The sequence below is a fragment of the Spiroplasma melliferum KC3 genome, from assembly GCF_000236085.2.
GTDB classification, from domain to species: domain Bacteria; phylum Bacillota_I; class Bacilli_A; order Mycoplasmatales; family Mycoplasmataceae; genus Spiroplasma; species Spiroplasma melliferum.
This window is the reverse complement of sequence record NZ_AGBZ02000001.1, coordinates 467,910-486,208: the sequence shown is the minus strand read 5'-3', so window position 1 is coordinate 486,208 and position 18,299 is coordinate 467,910. Positions and strand designations below refer to the sequence as shown.

13 protein-coding genes, 1 other RNA gene and 1 pseudogene are annotated in these 18,299 nt (G+C 27.3%); all 15 read right to left on the bottom strand.

Annotated elements, in window-relative coordinates; translation table 4 throughout:
- Nucleotides 1-6: 6 nt before the first annotated feature.
- Entirely contained in the window at nt 7-999 is a 993-nt protein-coding gene (gene dusB, locus SPM_RS02375) for a tRNA dihydrouridine synthase DusB (RefSeq protein ID WP_004028036.1), read from the bottom strand.
- A gap of 482 nt (nt 1,000-1,481) precedes the next feature.
- Entirely contained in the window at nt 1,482-2,423 is a 942-nt protein-coding gene (locus tag SPM_RS02370; protein WP_004028035.1) for an ABC transporter ATP-binding protein, read from the bottom strand.
- Between the two features lie 115 nt (nt 2,424-2,538).
- Nucleotides 2,539-3,402, bottom strand: a complete 864-nt coding sequence (locus SPM_RS02365; protein ID WP_004028034.1) for an Hsp33 family molecular chaperone HslO — start codon at nt 3,400-3,402, stop codon at nt 2,539-2,541.
- Between the two features lie 87 nt (nt 3,403-3,489).
- Nucleotides 3,490-5,508, bottom strand: a complete 2,019-nt coding sequence (gene ftsH / locus SPM_RS02360) for an ATP-dependent zinc metalloprotease FtsH (protein WP_004028033.1) — start codon at nt 5,506-5,508, stop codon at nt 3,490-3,492.
- Between the two features lie 73 nt (nt 5,509-5,581).
- Nucleotides 5,582-6,886 carry a tRNA lysidine(34) synthetase TilS gene (tilS, locus tag SPM_RS02355; RefSeq protein ID WP_004028032.1) on the bottom strand — a complete coding sequence of 435 codons (1,305 nt, stop codon included), beginning with the start codon at nt 6,884-6,886 and terminating at the stop codon, nt 5,582-5,584.
- Nucleotides 6,887-6,895: 9 nt separating this feature from the next.
- Nucleotides 6,896-7,618 (bottom strand): tRNA1(Val) (adenine(37)-N6)-methyltransferase, encoded by a 723-nt coding sequence (locus SPM_RS02350; protein ID WP_004028031.1) that lies wholly within the window; start codon nt 7,616-7,618, stop codon nt 6,896-6,898.
- A gap of 1 nt (nt 7,619) precedes the next feature.
- Nucleotides 7,620-8,447, bottom strand: a pseudogene (locus SPM_RS02345) (DNA polymerase III subunit delta'); the annotation flags it as partial.
- A gap of 1 nt (nt 8,448) precedes the next feature.
- Nucleotides 8,449-9,093: a dTMP kinase gene (gene tmk / locus SPM_RS02340; protein WP_004028029.1), complete on the bottom strand. Its 645-nt coding sequence runs from the start codon at nt 9,091-9,093 to the stop codon at nt 8,449-8,451.
- Nucleotides 9,094-9,110: 17 nt separating this feature from the next.
- On the bottom strand, nt 9,111-9,692 hold the full coding sequence (gene recR, locus SPM_RS02335; protein WP_004028028.1) for a recombination mediator RecR: 582 nt from the start codon (nt 9,690-9,692) through the stop codon (nt 9,111-9,113).
- A 17-nt stretch (nt 9,693-9,709) separates the two neighbouring features.
- Entirely contained in the window at nt 9,710-11,782 is a 2,073-nt protein-coding gene (dnaX, locus tag SPM_RS02330) for a DNA polymerase III subunit gamma/tau (protein WP_004028027.1), read from the bottom strand.
- Between the two features lie 65 nt (nt 11,783-11,847).
- Nucleotides 11,848-12,291 (bottom strand): deaminase, encoded by a 444-nt coding sequence (locus SPM_RS02325; RefSeq protein ID WP_004028922.1) that lies wholly within the window; start codon nt 12,289-12,291, stop codon nt 11,848-11,850.
- A gap of 16 nt (nt 12,292-12,307) precedes the next feature.
- An RNA gene (gene ffs, locus SPM_RS06390) (signal recognition particle sRNA small type) lies at nt 12,308-12,398 on the bottom strand.
- Nucleotides 12,399-12,524: 126 nt separating this feature from the next.
- A complete protein-coding gene (gene serS / locus SPM_RS02320; RefSeq protein ID WP_004028025.1) occupies nt 12,525-13,793 on the bottom strand; it encodes a serine--tRNA ligase in 1,269 nt (422 codons plus the stop codon).
- Between the two features lie 2 nt (nt 13,794-13,795).
- Nucleotides 13,796-16,258 carry a DNA gyrase subunit A gene (gyrA, locus tag SPM_RS02315; RefSeq protein WP_004028024.1) on the bottom strand — a complete coding sequence of 821 codons (2,463 nt, stop codon included), beginning with the start codon at nt 16,256-16,258 and terminating at the stop codon, nt 13,796-13,798.
- Between the two features lie 15 nt (nt 16,259-16,273).
- A complete protein-coding gene (gene gyrB, locus SPM_RS02310) occupies nt 16,274-18,193 on the bottom strand; it encodes a DNA topoisomerase (ATP-hydrolyzing) subunit B (RefSeq protein WP_004028023.1) in 1,920 nt (639 codons plus the stop codon).
- Between the last annotated feature and the right edge of the window lie 106 nt (nt 18,194-18,299).

Here is an 18,299-nt window from a genome sequence, read left to right as displayed (position 1 = left end):
TTTTTACTATTTAGCAACACTAATATTACTATTATAATAGGCAATATATTCATTAACAAGCGTTTTTAACTCAAATATTGTATTTATTTGCGTTGCCCGAATTTTATAACTAGTAGCTTCTGGTTTTCCTTTAAAATAAAATGCTAAATTTTTCCGCATTTCACTAGCTGCAATTCGTTCTCCCTTTAAATTTAATAATAATTCTGCATGACGGAAAATAATATTCTGTCATTCATCTAATGGTGGTTGCTCAATTTTTTCACCAGTATCTAAAAAATGTTGAATTTGTTTAAATACTCATGGATTACCTTGTGCTCCTCGTGCTAACATAATTGCATCACAACCAGTCTCTTTTAACATTCGTTCTGCATCTTCGCAAGTAAAAACATCACCATTTCCAATTACTGGAATTGCAACATTTTCTTTTACTTTACTAATTCAATTTCAATCAGCTTTTCCAGAATAAAATTGATTTCGTGTTCGAGCGTGAACTGCAATTGCTTGTGCGCCTGCTTGCTCACAATATTTTGCAATTTCAACACAATTAATATTTTCTTCATCTCAACCAATTCGAATTTTAACAGTTACCGGTTTAGTAACATTTTCAACAACTGCTTTAACAACTTCATAAACGCGTTGGGGATGTTTTAATAAATATGACCCCGCTTGTGACTTAATTGCAATTTTTGGTGCAGGACAACCCATATTAATATCAATAATATCACAATCACTATGTTGGTCAACATATTTTGCCGCTGCAACAAAGGTTTCAATATCCGTTCCAAAAATTTGCATTGAAATTGGATGTTCTAATTTATTTACTTTAATCATTTGTAAAGTTCGTTCATTTTTTTGCAAAATTGCTTTATCACTAACCATTTCAGCATAAACTAATCCTGCTCCTAATTCATGGCAAATAATTCGGAATGCTTCATTCGTAATTCCCGCCATTGGTGCTAAAAAAACTTGCCCTTTGATTTCAATATTTCCAATTCTCATTTTTCTAATTCCTTCTTTAATTAACAGTCATTAGATAAATCTTAATCAAAAATAACAATAAATTCAATAAAAAAACTATTTTTAAGTTTAATTCCTCTTTTTTATAGTCAATATAATATATTTTGAAAAATAAAAAGTTTCTCGAGAACGAGAAACAAAATATTATTTTCGACCATGCGGTGGGTTACAATCACATTCAAAACATTTGTGATCACTGTTTGTACCTGCACATGAGCATTGGCATGCATGGCAAGAAAAATCACAATCTGGCATTTCAATTTCCTCCTTACAAAAAATATTCCTTAATAAATTATTACTTGTAAGTAAATAGTTGAATACTAGCTTCTATTTAATTGTAACAAATTTTAATAATTCATTAAAGTATTCTAAAATTATTTTATTATTTTTAAAAATATTTTTAATCTTGAAAATTGTAAATGCAAGTAGAAAAAAATGTAAAACACTAATATGTGTTTTACAGATTAAGATCAATCAATTTCACTTGGTTTCTTTGGATGTGCATTTTTCTTAATTTGGTCAATTAATCCATTACGAACATGAATAACTGTATTAGCAATATCGGCAATATTTGGGTTATGCGTAACAATAATAACCGTTGTTTTATATTTCTTATTAACATCAACTAAAATTTCAAGTACTTTTCGACCCATTTCTTCATCTAAAGCTCCTGTTGGTTCATCACCAAATAAGATGTCTGGATTTTTTGCTAATGCTCTAGCAATTGAAACCCGTTGTTGCTGTCCCCCTGACATTTGGTGAGGATATTTGTTCATTTGTTCTTCCATTCCAATTGTTTCAAAAATGTCCTTAATTGTCATATCTTTATTTTTATTTTTACTTAAATTTTCCCCAACTTCAGCATTTTCTTTAGCAGTTAAATTAGTTAATAAATTATATTGTTGGAAGATAAAGCCAACATTATCTCGTCTAAATTTTGTTAAATCAACATCTTTTAATAACGATAAGTTATAACCAATAACAAAAACATCCCCACTTGAAACTTTATCTAAACCTGAAATAATGTTTAGTAACGTTGTTTTTCCTGATCCAGAAGGACCTAAAATAACAATAAAGTCTCCTTTTTCTAACTTTAAATCAATTCCTTTTAAAACTGGTGTTTCAACTTCCCCGGTAATATAAGATTTTTTAACATTAACTAATTCAATTACATATTTACTTGTATCTGGTTTACTGTTTGTTGTCGAGATAATTTCCCCTTTTAAAATTCGTTTTGAATATAACTTAGTTTGTTTCTTTTGTTCTTTTAACTTTTGTTTAAATTCTTTAACGGCAGTATAATCAACTTTTTCTTTTGCTTCCTTGTCATTTGGTTTTTTTGCTTTAGCTTCTTTCCCATGTGGTTTTGTTTGGTCTGTATTAGGTACATCTTTAATTTCAGCCATCTTGTGTTGTGCCTCCCCTTTGAATATTAAAATACATTTTACAATTATTTTTTATCATAATAATATCATAACAAAATTATTATAATTTTATCAACTTATTTAAGATATCTTGTGCTTATTCTTTAAGTAAACTTTTTAAATCACTCGCTCTAATATGATATTTTTTGCGACAAAAATCACATGCAATTTCAATTTCACCATTATTTGTTAAAATTTCATTAAGCTGCTCATCGCCTAATAATTTTGTTGATTCTAAAGCCTTTTCATATGAGCAACTACATTCAAATTTAACTTCATCAGCTTCTAACACTTTAGCATTTTGATCAATGAGTTTAAAAATATTAATTAAGTTATCTTCAGCAATTAATTTATGACTAATATTTTCTAAATTTTCAATTTTTTCTTCTAAATAGTCAATATCTTCCTCTTTATGTTCTGGTAACAATTGAGCGAAAAAACCAACTGCTTTTGCAATTGTATTATCTTCATTCATTTTAATTGAACATGCAATAACTGATTTAATTTGTTCACTTTGTGCTAAATAATAAGTAAAATCTAAATTGATTTCACCAGAAATTAACTCAATTTGACCTGAGAAACTTTCTTTCATTCCTAAATCTTTCATCACTCGTAAATAACCATTTGTACCAACTACTTGTGAAATAACATTATGTTCACGATTAATTTGGTCAACATCAAATTGTGGATTAGCACAAAAACCCCGTACTTTATGACCACTATATTCTGCCATAATAGTTCCAATTGGACCATTTCCATTAATAATACTTGTCATTTTATCAGTTGCATTTTTCATATCACTACCAATTAAAATAGTAGCTAAAACAACTCTTGATAACACAATTGTTGCAAGCGGATTAGTCGCATGTAATTTAATAATATCATTTAATGATTTAGTTGCATCAACAACTGTCATTTTAACATTATGAACATTACTAATTGCTTTCGTTACTTTATCCATTCCTTTAAACTCCTTTATAAATTTCTTTCCTTTGCAATTATAGTATAATCATCGTTAAAAGTAAAACAAAAAGTAGACTTAATTAGTCTACTTCTTATTTGGATCATTATTTTTTTCATCTTCTGGGTGATCTTTTTTTCGTTCTTTTGGTTTAACTTCTAAAATTTCACCTTTTGCTTCTTTTTCTTTATGCTTTGCTGCACGTTCTTTTTCACGAATCACTTCATCAGGTAATTTATGATATTTATCAATATATTCAATTTGTTCTGCGGTAATTGTTTCTAATATTTTTAAACTTTCAGCAATTAAATCTAATAAACTACGATTTTCAGCAATTAATGCTTTTGCTGTTACATAACAATCATCTAAAATTTTGCGAACTTCAGTATCAATTTTAGCTGCAATATCCTCTGAATAGCGTTTTCTTGTTCCAGTATATTCATCTTTTGGTGATTCAAATTGTACTAATCCTAAAGAACTCATTCCATATTCAGTAACCATATGACGAGCAATATTAGTTGCTTTTTCTAAATCATCATGTGCTCCTGTTGTTATTTTTGTTTTTCCAAAAATAATTTCTTCTGATGCACGGCCACCTAAATAACCAGTAATTGTCGCATATAAGTTTTCTTTACTATGAAACATTGTTTCTTCTTTTGGAGTCATAATTGTATAACCCCCTGCTTGTCCTCGCGGAATAATAGTAACTTTTTGAACTTTGCTCGCTGCCTCTAAACGTAAACCAATTAAAGCATGACCAGCTTCATGATAAGAAACAATATCTTTATCCATTACTGAATATTTGCGTGATTCTTTTGCTGGTCCACCAACAACACGATCAATCGCTTCATCAATAATATTAACAGTAATAATTTTTAAATTCTTACGAACACATAAAATTGCTGCTTCATTTAAAACATTCTCTAATTGGGCTCCAGAAAATCCTGGCGTTCTTTCTGCGATTCGTCTAAAATCAACTTCTGTTGAAACTGCTTTATTTCGGGCATGTAATTTTAAAATTGCTTCTCGTTCATTAATATCTGGTAATGAAATTTGAATTTGACGGTCAAAACGTCCTGGTCTTAATAGAGCAGAGTCTAATACATCAACTCGGTTTGTTGCTGCCATAACAATAACTCCCGTATTAGTTCCAAAACCATCCATTTCAACTAATAATTGGTTCAATGTTTGTTCATTAGCACCACTTCCAATTGAAACAGTTCTTTTTCGACCAACAGCATCAATTTCATCAATAAAAATGATACATGGTGCCGCTTTTTTAGCAGCAATAAACATTTCACGAATTCTTGAAGCACCAACTCCAACAAACATTTCTTCAAATTCAGAACCTGAAATTGAGAAGAATGGTACACCAGCTTCTCCAGCAACAGCTTTTGCTAATAAAGTTTTTCCTGTCCCTGGTGGTCCTTCCATTAGGACTCCTTTTGGAGCACGAGCACCCATACTTGAATATTTCTGTGGATTTTTTAAATAATCAACTAACTCAACTAACTCTGTTTTTTCCTCATTGATTCCTGCAACATCAGAAAATTTAACGGTTGATTGAATTTGACGTGCTTTATTTTTCCCCATTGAAAAGGGATTAGCCCCCGACATTCCACCAGACATTTTTGATAATCGAGCAATCATAAAGACAGCAATTCCCATTATTAATAATCATGGTACTAATTGTATTAACATTGCTTGTCACATTGGAATAAATTCACGGTCAAGTGAAACAAGACCACCTTTTAATTTATTTTTGAAATTTTCATCTCATGTATTAGTTACTATTCCATCCTTATAAGTATAAGCTCTAAACCCTTCACGGTTTCATTCCGAACTATAACGAACAGTTTTGATAACACCATCTTCAGAATATCTAATGATTCCTTCCATAACTACAGTATTTTTACCAACATTAGCCTTAATAGTAATTTCATCAATATTTTTTTCGTTATACTTTTGAGTATTACCAATTTTTTGCATATCTCCTTCGCTAATTTTTGTAATATCTGATTTTGTTCATAGTACAATTGTTAAAATAATCAAACCAATAAAAATTAACGAACTTATAATTGCAAATCACATTCTTTTTTTATTCATAACTATTTCCTCTCTATTAAGACTTTTAAAATTAATCTTTTTCGGTCATTTAAAACAATGACCCAATTCTAGACTATTTTATCATAAAAAAAAATAAATTGTATTTTTCCGCTAAAGTATTATTAATAAATTTATTAATTTTTAAATCAACTAAATTGTTTCCATAAATAAGATTATTATTTTTATCTAACACAAAATAACTTTTTCGTGCTAAAAGTGGTACTTTATTTTTAATAAATCAACGATTTAAACGTACCTTATTAACCATTACATTTCTTAACAAAGATAAATCATTAGTAATTATGATTGGTCATTGTGCTGCTGTTATTTTAAAATCGTACTTATTTTTAGTTCCCCAATTAATAATATTTTCTTTTCATCTTATTGGTAACACAGTTGTTGGTGTAATTTGAATTGTTGTTAATTCTAAAAGCTCGTTATTAACAATGTCAACATTATCATATGATTTAATTAAAGAATATCTTGAATTAATTTTAAGAATAATATTTGGTTTTAAACTTCTTAATTCCTTAATTATTTCATCTAAAAACTTTCTTTTTTTATTACTAATTAAATGAACAACTTTATTAGTTTTAAAATAATTAAAAATAATAATTTTTTGCAACTGAATATTATTAAGAGCATTAAAACTAGTAACATTAATTTGTCCAAAATTTTCAATCAAATAATTTTTTGCAATTAATTTTAATTGTTCATTTTCTTTATTTCTTTGTTCAATTTCTAATAACATATCTTGTAAATTAATATGCTGAATTTCATTACGAATAATATTTCGATTATAAATTGCTAAAATATTAGTTGAATCAATCGCATAATTAATTTGCTGATGAAATAAATATTCAATAATTTCTTCTCTTGATATTTTTAACATAATTCGCAATATTTTTAGTTTTTTGTCCAACAATTGAGAATAATAATAACTAGTTTTATTTAGACCATAATATTCAACAATTCCATTTCGTTGCTTTTGCAAAATATATGTTTCAATATGATCAGTTAAATTATGGGCAATTAAAACTTCCTGGCAATGATATTTTTCACTAATTTGTAAAAAAAAATCATATCGTAACTCACGAGCAACTGCTTGAAAATTATGGGAATTAACCTGATATTGTTCATAGTCACTTGCGGTTACTTTTTTTACACATATTTTAATATTTCGTTTTTGACAATATTCAACAACAATTTCTTCATCATAGTCACTATCTTTTCGCTTCTGATAATTTACCAAGCACACAATAAAATTATTAATATCTAATTCTGAATTATAAATATTATCAAGTAAAAACATACTATCCGGACCACCAGACACACCAATAACATATTTTGCATTCTGTTTTAAAAGTTTAGTTTCCATTTTAATCACCTATTTTCGAAATAATTTTAAAACCTCTTCTGTATAATGATAATTCTTATTATGAACAATAATTGGTTTTTCAATAATAAGACCTTCACCACTTTGAAATCGAGCTTCAATTAAAACATTATTTGCTTCACTTTCTAAAAAAGGATGAATAAATTGTAGTCGCTTAATATTAAAACCATATTTAATTAACAATGAAGTAATTTCTAATAATCTTGTTGTACGATGAATAATCGCAAAATAACCACGATTTGCAACTAATTTCTTAGCAGCAAAAATAATCTCTTCTAATGTAACATTTGTTTCATGACGTGCTGGAATTAATAATTTATTTTTTTCATTTAATTTTGCTCCATCAACTTTAAAAAAAGGCGGATTACATATAATTAAATCATATTTAAAATCAGCATTAGTTTTAACATACTCATTAATATCATCATGGATAATTTTAATTTGCTCAGTTTTATTATTTAATAAAATATTTTCTTCTGCTAATTGCACGGCTTCTTTTTGCAATTCAATTCCAGTAATTATTGCTGAAGTTAAAGTTGATAAAATTAACGGAATTGCTGCGTTATTAGTACCAATATCTAAAATATTTTTTATTCTTGTATTTAATGTTGCAAAACGAGCCAATAACACTGTATCCAATGAAAAATTAAACATATCAGTTCGTTGGTTAATTTTAATTCCTTCATAATCTAATAAATCATTTAAAACTTTCACTTTACACCTCGTTATACCAATCAATTAATCCCTTTTCTAAAATTAATTCTTTATTTAAATTTTCTAGTAATAAATTTGCAATAGTATAACAAATTTCAATTAACCTACTATTTTTATGATTTAATTTTTGAATTAAATTTTGATCTGTAATTTGATATTTTTCTCATTCTTTGTTTTTTAAAACATTAGCAATTGCTAAAAAAAATTGGCGGCATTCAACGCTATCATAATTGTTTAACTGGCGAATATGAATAAAGTTATTTGTTGAGTTACTTATAAAATTGCTAAAAAAAGTACAAATAAATTCATTTTTAAAATCATCAATTTCTAATAAATCAGTTGTATTTTCTAAAATAATATTTAAACAACGTGATTTAATAGTATCAATGACATTTGTTTTATTAGTTGTTAATAAAAAAGCATATGTATTTTGACTAGGTTCTTCTAAAAATTTTAATAATGAATTAGCAGCTTCTAACGTTAATAAATCAATACCATTAATAACATATACTTTTATTCCTGTTTGTTCTAACGCAGAATAATTAAAGGTTTGAATAATTTCTTGAATTGCTTCTTTTTTGATTGTTGTTTCAAAATCACCTTTAATTTTTAAATCATAATAAGTTTTATTATTAACGCGTTGACAAATATCGCATTCACAATCTGCTTCTTGTTTTTTTAAACATAATAAAAATTTAATAATTTCTGTTGCAAATGTTTCTAACTTAACTTTATTATTGCAAGAAATCAAAAGTTGATTTGATAAATTATTTTTTAAAATTAAATTTTTAAATAATGTCATTTTCTCAACATCATGTTTTGTAAATAAATTATCCATTTTCTTTGTCCTTTATTTTTTGAATAATTTCATCAACATAATAATATACTTGCTCTAATACTTCATTAACTGGCTTGCTAGCATCAATAACTTTAATGCGCTCTGCATTCTCACTAATTAAAACTTGATATCCTTCGTATACTTTTTTGTGAAACGAATTTTTTTCTAAATCAAGACGGTTCATTTCAACCTCATTTCGAACTTTCATTCTTTCACTCGCCATTGTTGGTTCAATATCAAAAAAAAGAGTTAAATCTGGTTTTGTTGTACCTAAAACAATTGATTGTACTTCATCTAATGTTCGAATTCCTAACCCACGAGCATATCCCTGATATGCTGAAGTGGAATCCATAAAACGATCACAAATTACAATTTCTCCTCGTTTTAATGCAGGCAAAATATCTTCAACGACATGTTGCCTACGAGCAGCAATATATAATAAAGCTTCTGTTCATGGGTCCATTCCCAAATTATGTTTACTTAAAATAACATTTCTAATTTGTTCAGCAATTTCATTGCCCCCTGGTTCTCTTGTTAAAACAACCTGGTATCCCTCTGACCGTAATTTTTCTTTTAATAATTTTGAAATCGTTGTTTTCCCGGAACCATCAATTCCTTCTAATGTTATAAATAGCATCATTACACTCCCTGTTCCTAAACATCTTTACGCCCCTCTAAAGCTTGTTTTAACGTTACCTCATCAATATAATCTAAAGAACCACCAATTGGTATCCCTTGTGCTAAACGTGATATTTTTATATCAAAAGGTTGCAAAAATGTTTTTAAGTATTGAGCTGTTACTTCTCCTTCAAAAGTAGCACCAACAGCAATAATAACTTCTTTTATAATTTTATCATTCATTCGGGATTCTAACGCAGGAAAAGTCAATTTATCTGGTGTAATACCATTTTTTACATTAATTTCACCATTTAAAACATGATAAACTCCATTAAAAACTTTTGTTGCTTCAATTTTTATAATATCAAAGAAATTGCTAACAACACAAAGCTTTGTTTGATCACGTAAATCATTATGGCAAAACAAACAAACATTGTTTTGCATTAATGTTGAACAAATTGGACATTGATGATAATTATTTTTTATTTCATTAAAAACATGTTCTAATGTTTGTAATAATGATGGTTTAATAATTAATTTATTAAAAATTCTTTCAGCAGTTTTTTTACCAACACCTAAAATAGTTTTTAATTCCATAATTAATTCTTCATAATTCATTTTAAATCTCCAATCAATTATTCAACTATCTTAATGTTATCAAAAATTTGTTTACCAGTTTCAAGAACATCTTTATGTTCCTCATAGTTATCAATTTGTTTAACTAATAAATTTTGGTAAAACTCTTCAACATCAATTAATGTTGGTTGCGGTAATTTATTTGCTTGTCTAATTTTAACATAATCATTGCGAACATTATTTCACTCATTTTCACTTAAAGCAATAATAATAAAATCAAAATCAAATGCTTGGAAAATCTTATTACGAAATTCTCAATCACACATTTCAAAACTAATTCAATTTGCTTCTGGTTTTGTATTAGTTACAATAATCAGCCCTTGTTCTGATGCAGCCGCATATTTAACATCATAGAAACTAATTAGTTTATCTAATTGAACTACTTTACTTTTTTCGTTAATTAATTCCATAAATTTACTTTCAAATTTTTCTCGTTCTTCTTTACTAGCTTTAATTAAAATATTAAAAATTTGATTATTAGAATAATTAATATTAGAAAATTCATAAATATTAATTTTATTTTTCATATCATCACGATATTTTTGCAAGTCAGTTATTCCTTCTAATTCTTTTCCATAAGAAACTTGTTCTGGTCCAATTGTTTCAAAACTTTCTTTTTCCTTTGTTTGTTTAAAATTAGTTTGAATATCATTTTCATCTACTATGATTTTATCTTGCTGTGATTCTATGTTATTAAAAGAAGTAATATTAGGTTCTTCATCATCAAATAATGAAAAATTATGAAATAATGGTTGGTTATTAGGTAATTTTGGCTCTTTTAAATGAATTACTTCATCATTGGTTTTTAATTCTTTCTCTGGAATAAGATCATCTTTTAAAATTTGGACTTGACTTTTTTCAGAATTATTTTCTATTATTTTTTTATTTATAGAAATTTGTTCTGTTTTATGCTGATTAATTTCTTTTCCCTCTTCATGCGTTAAAATCATTAAATCACTTAATTTTAAAGCTTCTAAATTTTTAATATTATTTTCAAAGATTGCTAAAGCTTTTAATAAAATTAATTCAAAATACATTTCTTGTGTTTTACTATTTCGCATTTTACTTGCTGCTTCAGTAAATAAATCAAGTAACATAATTAATTCTTTTGAACTTAATTGTTCAGCAAATCCTTTTGCTTGCTCTTCTGATAATAAACTTAAAAAAATTAAATTATTAGTTTGTTTAAACTCAAAAATTTCTTTTAAAATATCTAACAAATTTAATGTTAAAACTTCAAAATCAGAACCCGCTTGGTAAATTTTTTTACTAGCGATTAAAACTTCAGTTGTTTTATACTCTAAAATATCTTTTAACAATTTTAATTTAATGGTTTTTGAAACTGTTGCAAAAATAATATTCACATTTTCCAAGGTAACATTACGATCAGAAAACATAATTACTTGTTCTAGAATACTTAGCGAATCGCGAGCACTACCATCAGCTAAAAGGGCAATTTCTTTAATTGCAGCCAAATCATATTTAATTTCTTCTTTTTGTAAAATATTAATAATATTATTTTCTAATTCAACTTTTGATATTTTACGAAAATTATATTGTTGACAACGTGAAATAATTGTTGCGGGAATCTTATGACTTTCGGTTGTTGCTAAAATAAAAACAACATGTTGTGGTGGTTCTTCTAATGTTTTTAATAACGCATTAAAAGCCGAATTAGTTAACATATGAATTTCATCAATAATATAAACTTTATATTTTGTCATTGTAGGAAGTAATTGGACATTATTTCTAATTTCTCTAATTTCATCAACACCATTGTTTGAAGCAGCATCAATTTCAAACACATCAACTGCTCCGGCACGGTTTATTTCCTTACAACTGGCACATTCATTACACGGATTTCCATTATCTAAATTAATACAATTAATTGCTTTTGCAAATATTTTTGCAATCGAAGTTTTCCCTGTCCCTCGTGGTCCTGAAAATAAATAAGCATGTGAAAATGTATTATTTATAATTGCATTTTTCAAAGCTTTTCTAATTTCAATTTGCCCAACAATTTTATCAAAATTATTTGGTCGATATTTACGATATAAAGAAATATAATCCATTTTTATGCCTCCGTCCAATATTGTTATTATAATAATCTTATTTTACTCTTTTAATTACAAATATTCTATCTTAATTGTTCAAAAAATTTCTTCATTAAATCTTTTAAAATCATATTTTCTTCATATTTTCTAACATGTTGAACTTTTAATTTTGAGACATCAAAAGTATGATTAGACTTTAAAAAACCATATTTTTCATTTGATAAATAATAATTAATAACTTTAATTCCTGAATTAATTATTGCTCCTAGGCACATCATACATGGTTCAACAGTAACTCATATTGAACAATCACTAATTTTATTTGTTCTTTTTTTTCGACATGCTTGATTTAAAGCATAAATCTCAGCGTGCGTTGTTACTGAATTTTTTGTTGTTTTATTATATCCAATGGCAATAATTTTACCATTTCGGTCAACAACTAATGCAGAAATTGGAACATGTTTTTTCTTATATGCTCGTTGTGATAACTTATATAATTTATTGAAAATTAATGTAGTATCTTTCATAAATTCACCCTTATCATAAAAAATGTCATTACACATAGTCCTTAGTCTTATGGCTGCTACCTTCCGGTCCTGACCAATTTCAAATGTAACTATTGTAATGACATAAATAATTATAGCATAGAATTTTATTTTGCATATCCTTTTTATTAAAATCCGCAATGTTTCACGTGAAACATTGCGGATTTTTGGTTTCTCTCTTCCTTGTTTATTTAAAATGTTTCACGTGAAACATTTTAGACAATAACAGTTTGGTTTTGAAAATAAGGTTGTAATTTTTTTGGAATTGTAATAGTTCCATCTTCATTTTGATAATTTTCTAAAATGGCAGCAATTAAACGATCAATTGCTAAACCTGAACCATTTAAAGTATGAACATATTTGATTTCATTATCATCACGATAACGTAATTTCATCCGGCGTGCTTGAAAATCAAGACAATTTGAACAAGATGAAATTTCACGATATTTATTTTGACCAGGCATTCATACTTCGACATCATATGTTTTTGTTGAAGAAAATCCCATATCACCTGAGCATAATAAGATTACACGGTATGGAATTTCCAATAATTGGAGAATATTTTCTGCATCTAATACCATTTTTTCTAATTCCTCAAATGAAGCTTCTTCTGTAGTAAATTTAACCATTTCAACCTTCTTAAATTGGTGCAAACGAATAATTCCTTTTGTATCACGCCCAGCAGAACCAGCTTCTTGACGAAAACATGGTGTATAAGCAGTATGGTAAATTGGCAACTGATCTTTTTCCAAAATTTCTTCACGGTATAAGTTAGTTACTGGTACTTCTGCAGTTGGAATTAAATATAAATTATCTTTTTCAATATAATATAAATCCTCTTTAAATTTTGGCAAGTTTCCCGTACCATACATAATTTGTGGTTGTACTAAAATTGGTGGTTCAATCTCAATATATCCTCGTTTTGCATGTTCATCTAACATAAAGTTCATTAAAGCACGTTCCAATTTGGCTCCCATTCCCTTATATACTACAAAACGTGAACCTGATATTTTAGTTCCCCGATCAAAATCAATTAAGTCTAATTTTGTTGCTACTTCTCAATGTTCTTTTACTTTCTGATGATTTGAGATTTTACCTCATTTACGAATCTCAACATTATCATTTTCATCTTCCCCACTAGGAACTGAATCATCTGGAATATTAGGCGTAACTTCTAAAATTGCTTTAATTTTTTCTTCAACTTCATCTAGTTGTCCATCAATTATTTCTATTTCTTGTTTAATTGTATTAATTAATTTTTTAATTTTTTGTACTTCTTGGTCTTTTTTTTCTGCTATTAAGGTCCCAACTTTTTTTGATTCAAGATTTCGTTTTTCTTTTAATTTTTCTGATTTACCAATTAATTCGCGACGTTGAACTGATAATTTTTTAATATCTTGTAAATATGAAAAATCATCATGACGGCGGTTTAATTTTTTTATTACTTCGTCAAAATTTTCAACAATTCCTTTTTGATCTAACATTTTTATCTTTCTCCTTCAATGTTAATTTTCTTTTTTAAAATTTCAATAACTTCTAATTTATCATCTTGTTCTAATCGCATAATTTTAACACCTGATGTTGTTCGTCCAAATAATGGAATTTGCTCTAGCGAAACACGAATAATATTTCCTTTTTTTGTTCCTACTAAAATGTCTTCATCACCATCTACAGTTTGGACAAATTTTAAATACCCTGTTTTATCTGTTAAGTTCATTGACTTAACACCCTTAGTATTTCGTCCTGTTAAACGATAATCTTTAATTAGTGTTTTTTTTGCATAACCATTTTCAGTTACTGATAAAACATATTTCGCAGACCGCCCTGAACTCACCCCAATTGTTTCTCCAGTAGCATCATTAGCAATTCCTTTAACCCCAACTGATTGTCGCGTCATTGGTCTAATTTCCTTTTCATTAAATCGAATTACTTTTCCAATATTATTTCCAATAATAACATCATCATATCCTTTTGTAATAATCACACTTACTAATTCATCATTATCTTTTAATTCAATTGCTACTTTCCCTGTTTGGCGAATTTGATTAAATTCACTTATTTTTGTTTTTTTAATAAGACCTTTTTTTGTTACGAAAAATAAATTATCCTCTGTTGAAATTGATTCATCTACAGCAATAATTGTTTGAATACTTTCTGTTTTATCAATTGCAATTAAATTAATAATTGGTAATCCCCGTGCATGCCGTGAATATGTTTCAATATTATAAGCTCGTAATTTATACACTTTCCCAAAATTTGAAAAAATTAATAATGAGTCAATACTATTAGCACTAATAATTTTTTTTAAACTATCTTCAATATTTGCTAAACCAATAATCCCTTTCCCACCACGATTTTGTAATTTAAAAGTATCATCAGATACTCGTTTAACATAACCATCTTGTGTTAACATAATTAAAATGTCTTCCCGGCGAATTAATTCTTCTGGATCAATTTCTGTTAGCTCTTCTTTAATAATTTGACTTCGACGCTCATCACCATATTTTTTCTTAATTTCTGTTAATTCCGTAATCATAATGTCAATTTGTTTTTCACTATTATTAATAATTTCTTCTAATTCGGTTATTGCCACTTTAATATCCTTAATTTCATTGTTAATTTTTTCAATTTCTAATCCGGTTAATCTTTGTAAGCGCATTTCTAAAATTGCCCGTGCTTGTTCACCTACTAAATTAAATTTATTAATCAAGGCATCTGATGCAATTTGTGTTGTTTGTGATTGTTTAATAATTGCAATTACTTCATCAATATTATCAAGAGCAATTTTTAATCCTTCTAAAATGATTAAACGATTACGATTTTTCTTTAATTCAAATTGACTACGTTTAATAATAATATCAATTTGATGTTCAATAAAATATTTTAAAATTTGTTTTAATCCCATTACTCTTGGTTGGTTTTTGTACAATGCTAAAATATTTAACGAAAAATTAGTTTGGAGTGGCGTTAATTTATATAATTTATTTAAAATAACATTTTCTTGAGCATCACGTTTTAATTCTAAAACAACACGAACCCCCTCCATGTTTGATTCATCACGAAGGTCACTAATTCCATTAATAATTTTATCGCGAACTAATTCTGCAATTCGTTCCAACAATTTTGCTTTATTAATTTGATATGGAATCTCTGACACAATAATTCGTCTTTTATTATTATTTTCTTCAATATCAATCTTTGAACGAATTGTAATTGCTCCATTACCTGTTTCATAAGCTTTAATTAAACCGTTTCCAGCCGTAATTAATGCCCCAGTTGGAAAATCAGGTCCTTTAATAATTTTCATTAATTCAACGGTCGTTATTTCAGGATTTTTTGTTACCGCAATAACTCCATCAATTACTTCATTCAAATTATGGGGTGGAATATTAGTTGCCATTCCAACAGCAATTCCACTAGCACCATTAACTAATAAATTTGGAAAATATCCTGGTAAAAAAGTCGGTTCTTCTTCACTACCATCATAATTATCAATAAAAATTGTTGTTTCTTTTTCAATATCTTTGATTAGTTCACCAGCAATTTTACTCATTTTTGCTTCCGTGTATCGCATTGCCGCTGGAGCGTCACCATCCATTGAACCAAAATTTCCATGACCATCAATTAAAGGATAACGATAAGAAAAATCTTGTGCCATCCGAACCATTGCTTCATAAACAGCAGTATCACCATGGGGATGATATTTCCCAATTACTTCACCAACAATTCGTGCTGATTTCTTGTGTTGTTTTTCGTAAGTCATTTTTAAATCTCACATTGCATAAATAATGCGTCGATGAACTGGTTTTAATCCATCACGAACATCAGGAATTGCACGTGAAACAATAACTGACATTGCATAATCTAAAAAACCATTTTTCATTTCATCAGCAATATCAATATCACGAATTTTACCATCATAATCATATCCATCATTTTCTGATTTCATCATTATACCTCCCTTCTAGACATCTAAATTTTTAACATATTTTGCATTTTCACGAATAAATTTTTTCCGTGGTTCAACATTTTCACCCATTAATTCATTACAAATTAAATTTGCTTCAAATGCATTATTAACAGAAACTTTCAGTAATAAACGCCGTTCTGGATTCATTGTTGTTTCTCATAATTGTTCTGGATTCATTTCTCCTAAACCTTTATAACGTTGAATTGTATAATTTTTATTTTGTTTTAATAATTCTTCTTTATAAAGTTCTAATTCATTATCACTATAAGCATATCGAATCTGATTACCATTTTGTATTTTATATAATGGTGGTTGAGCAATATAAATATTGCCATTTTCAATTAAATCTTTCATATAACGATAAAAAAATGTTAATAGTAAAATTCGTATATGTGCGCCATCAACATCAGCATCAGTCATAATGATTACCTTTTGATAACGTAATTTTTTATCATTAAAATTATCTTTAATACCTGCTCCTAATGCGGTAATAATTGAATTAATTTCATTATTTTCAAATATTTTTATTTGTTTTGCTTTTTCCACATTTAAAATTTTTCCTCGTAACGGTAAAATTGCTTGAAATTTTCGATTTCGTCCCGATTTAGCACTTCCACCAGCAGAATCTCCTTCGACAATATAAAGTTCAGCTATCTTAGCATCTTTTGTTTCACAATCTGCTAATTTGCCTGGTAATGAAAAACTATCCATAACTGTCTTACGACGTGTTGTTTCTTTTGCACGTTGTGCAGCAATTCTTGCTTTTAACGATAAACTTATTTTTTCAATAATTTTTTTTGCATCTTCTGGATTTTCTAACAAATAACTACTTAATCCTTTTCCAACAATATTGGAAACAATTTTTTTAACTTCACTATTTCCTAATTTTGTTTTAGTTTGACCTTCATATTGTGGATCAGGATGACGAATAGAAATTATTATTGTCATTCCTTCTTTAATATCATCTCAAGTAAATTTATCTTCATTACCTTTATTATTTTTATTAATATTTTTAAAATAATTATTTATTTCACGAACAATGGCTAATCTAGCACCTTCTTCGTGAGTTCCACCTTCATGGGTATTAATGTTATTACAAAAAGAGAAAATATTTTCTGAATAATTATCATTATATTGTAAACCAAATTCAACAACAATATTATCTTCTATTCCTTCCACATAAAAAACATCGTTTAATGGTGTCCCAATTGTTTTATTTAGTTCTAAAACATAATCTTTAATTCCATTATTAAATTGATAAAGAACAGTTTTTTCTTCATCTTCTTCTCGTAAATCAACTAATGATATTTCTAAGCCTTTATTTAAAAAAGCTAATTGCTTAATTCGATTTTGAATTGTTGAAAAACTAAAAATTGTTGTTTCTTTAAAAATCTTTTCATCTGGTAAAAAAGTTACTGTTGTTCCAGTTTCTGAAGTTGAACCAACTTCTTTAATTGGTGTCAAAATTTGACCACCATTATGAAATTCCATTACATATTTTTTATTATTTTTTCTAACTTCAACTTTTAAATATTTACTTAAAGCATTAACAACACTAGCTCCTACACCATGTAAACCTCCAGAAATTTTATATGTATTTGAATCAAATTTTCCTCCTGCATGTAAAATAGTAAAAACAGTTTCTAATGTTGAAACTTTTGTTTTTGGGTGAATTTCAATTGGAATTCCACGTCCATTATCAATAACTGTAATTGATTCATCCTTATTAAGAATAATTTTAATTTTATTAGCAAAATTAGCTAAAACTTCATCAATTGAGTTATCAACAATTTCTCAAACTAAATGATGTAAACCTCTTGCATTTGTCGCACCAATATACATCCCTGGTCGTTTTCGAACTGCTTCTAAACCTTCTAAAATTTGAATTGATTCTGAATTATAATTATCACCCATAAATAATTCTCTCCATTTCCGCTTTCTTTTATTTTACCATTATTACCTAATTTTAGGGCTAAATTATCAAATATATTTTTAAATATTCTAAAAAATATTTTTATAT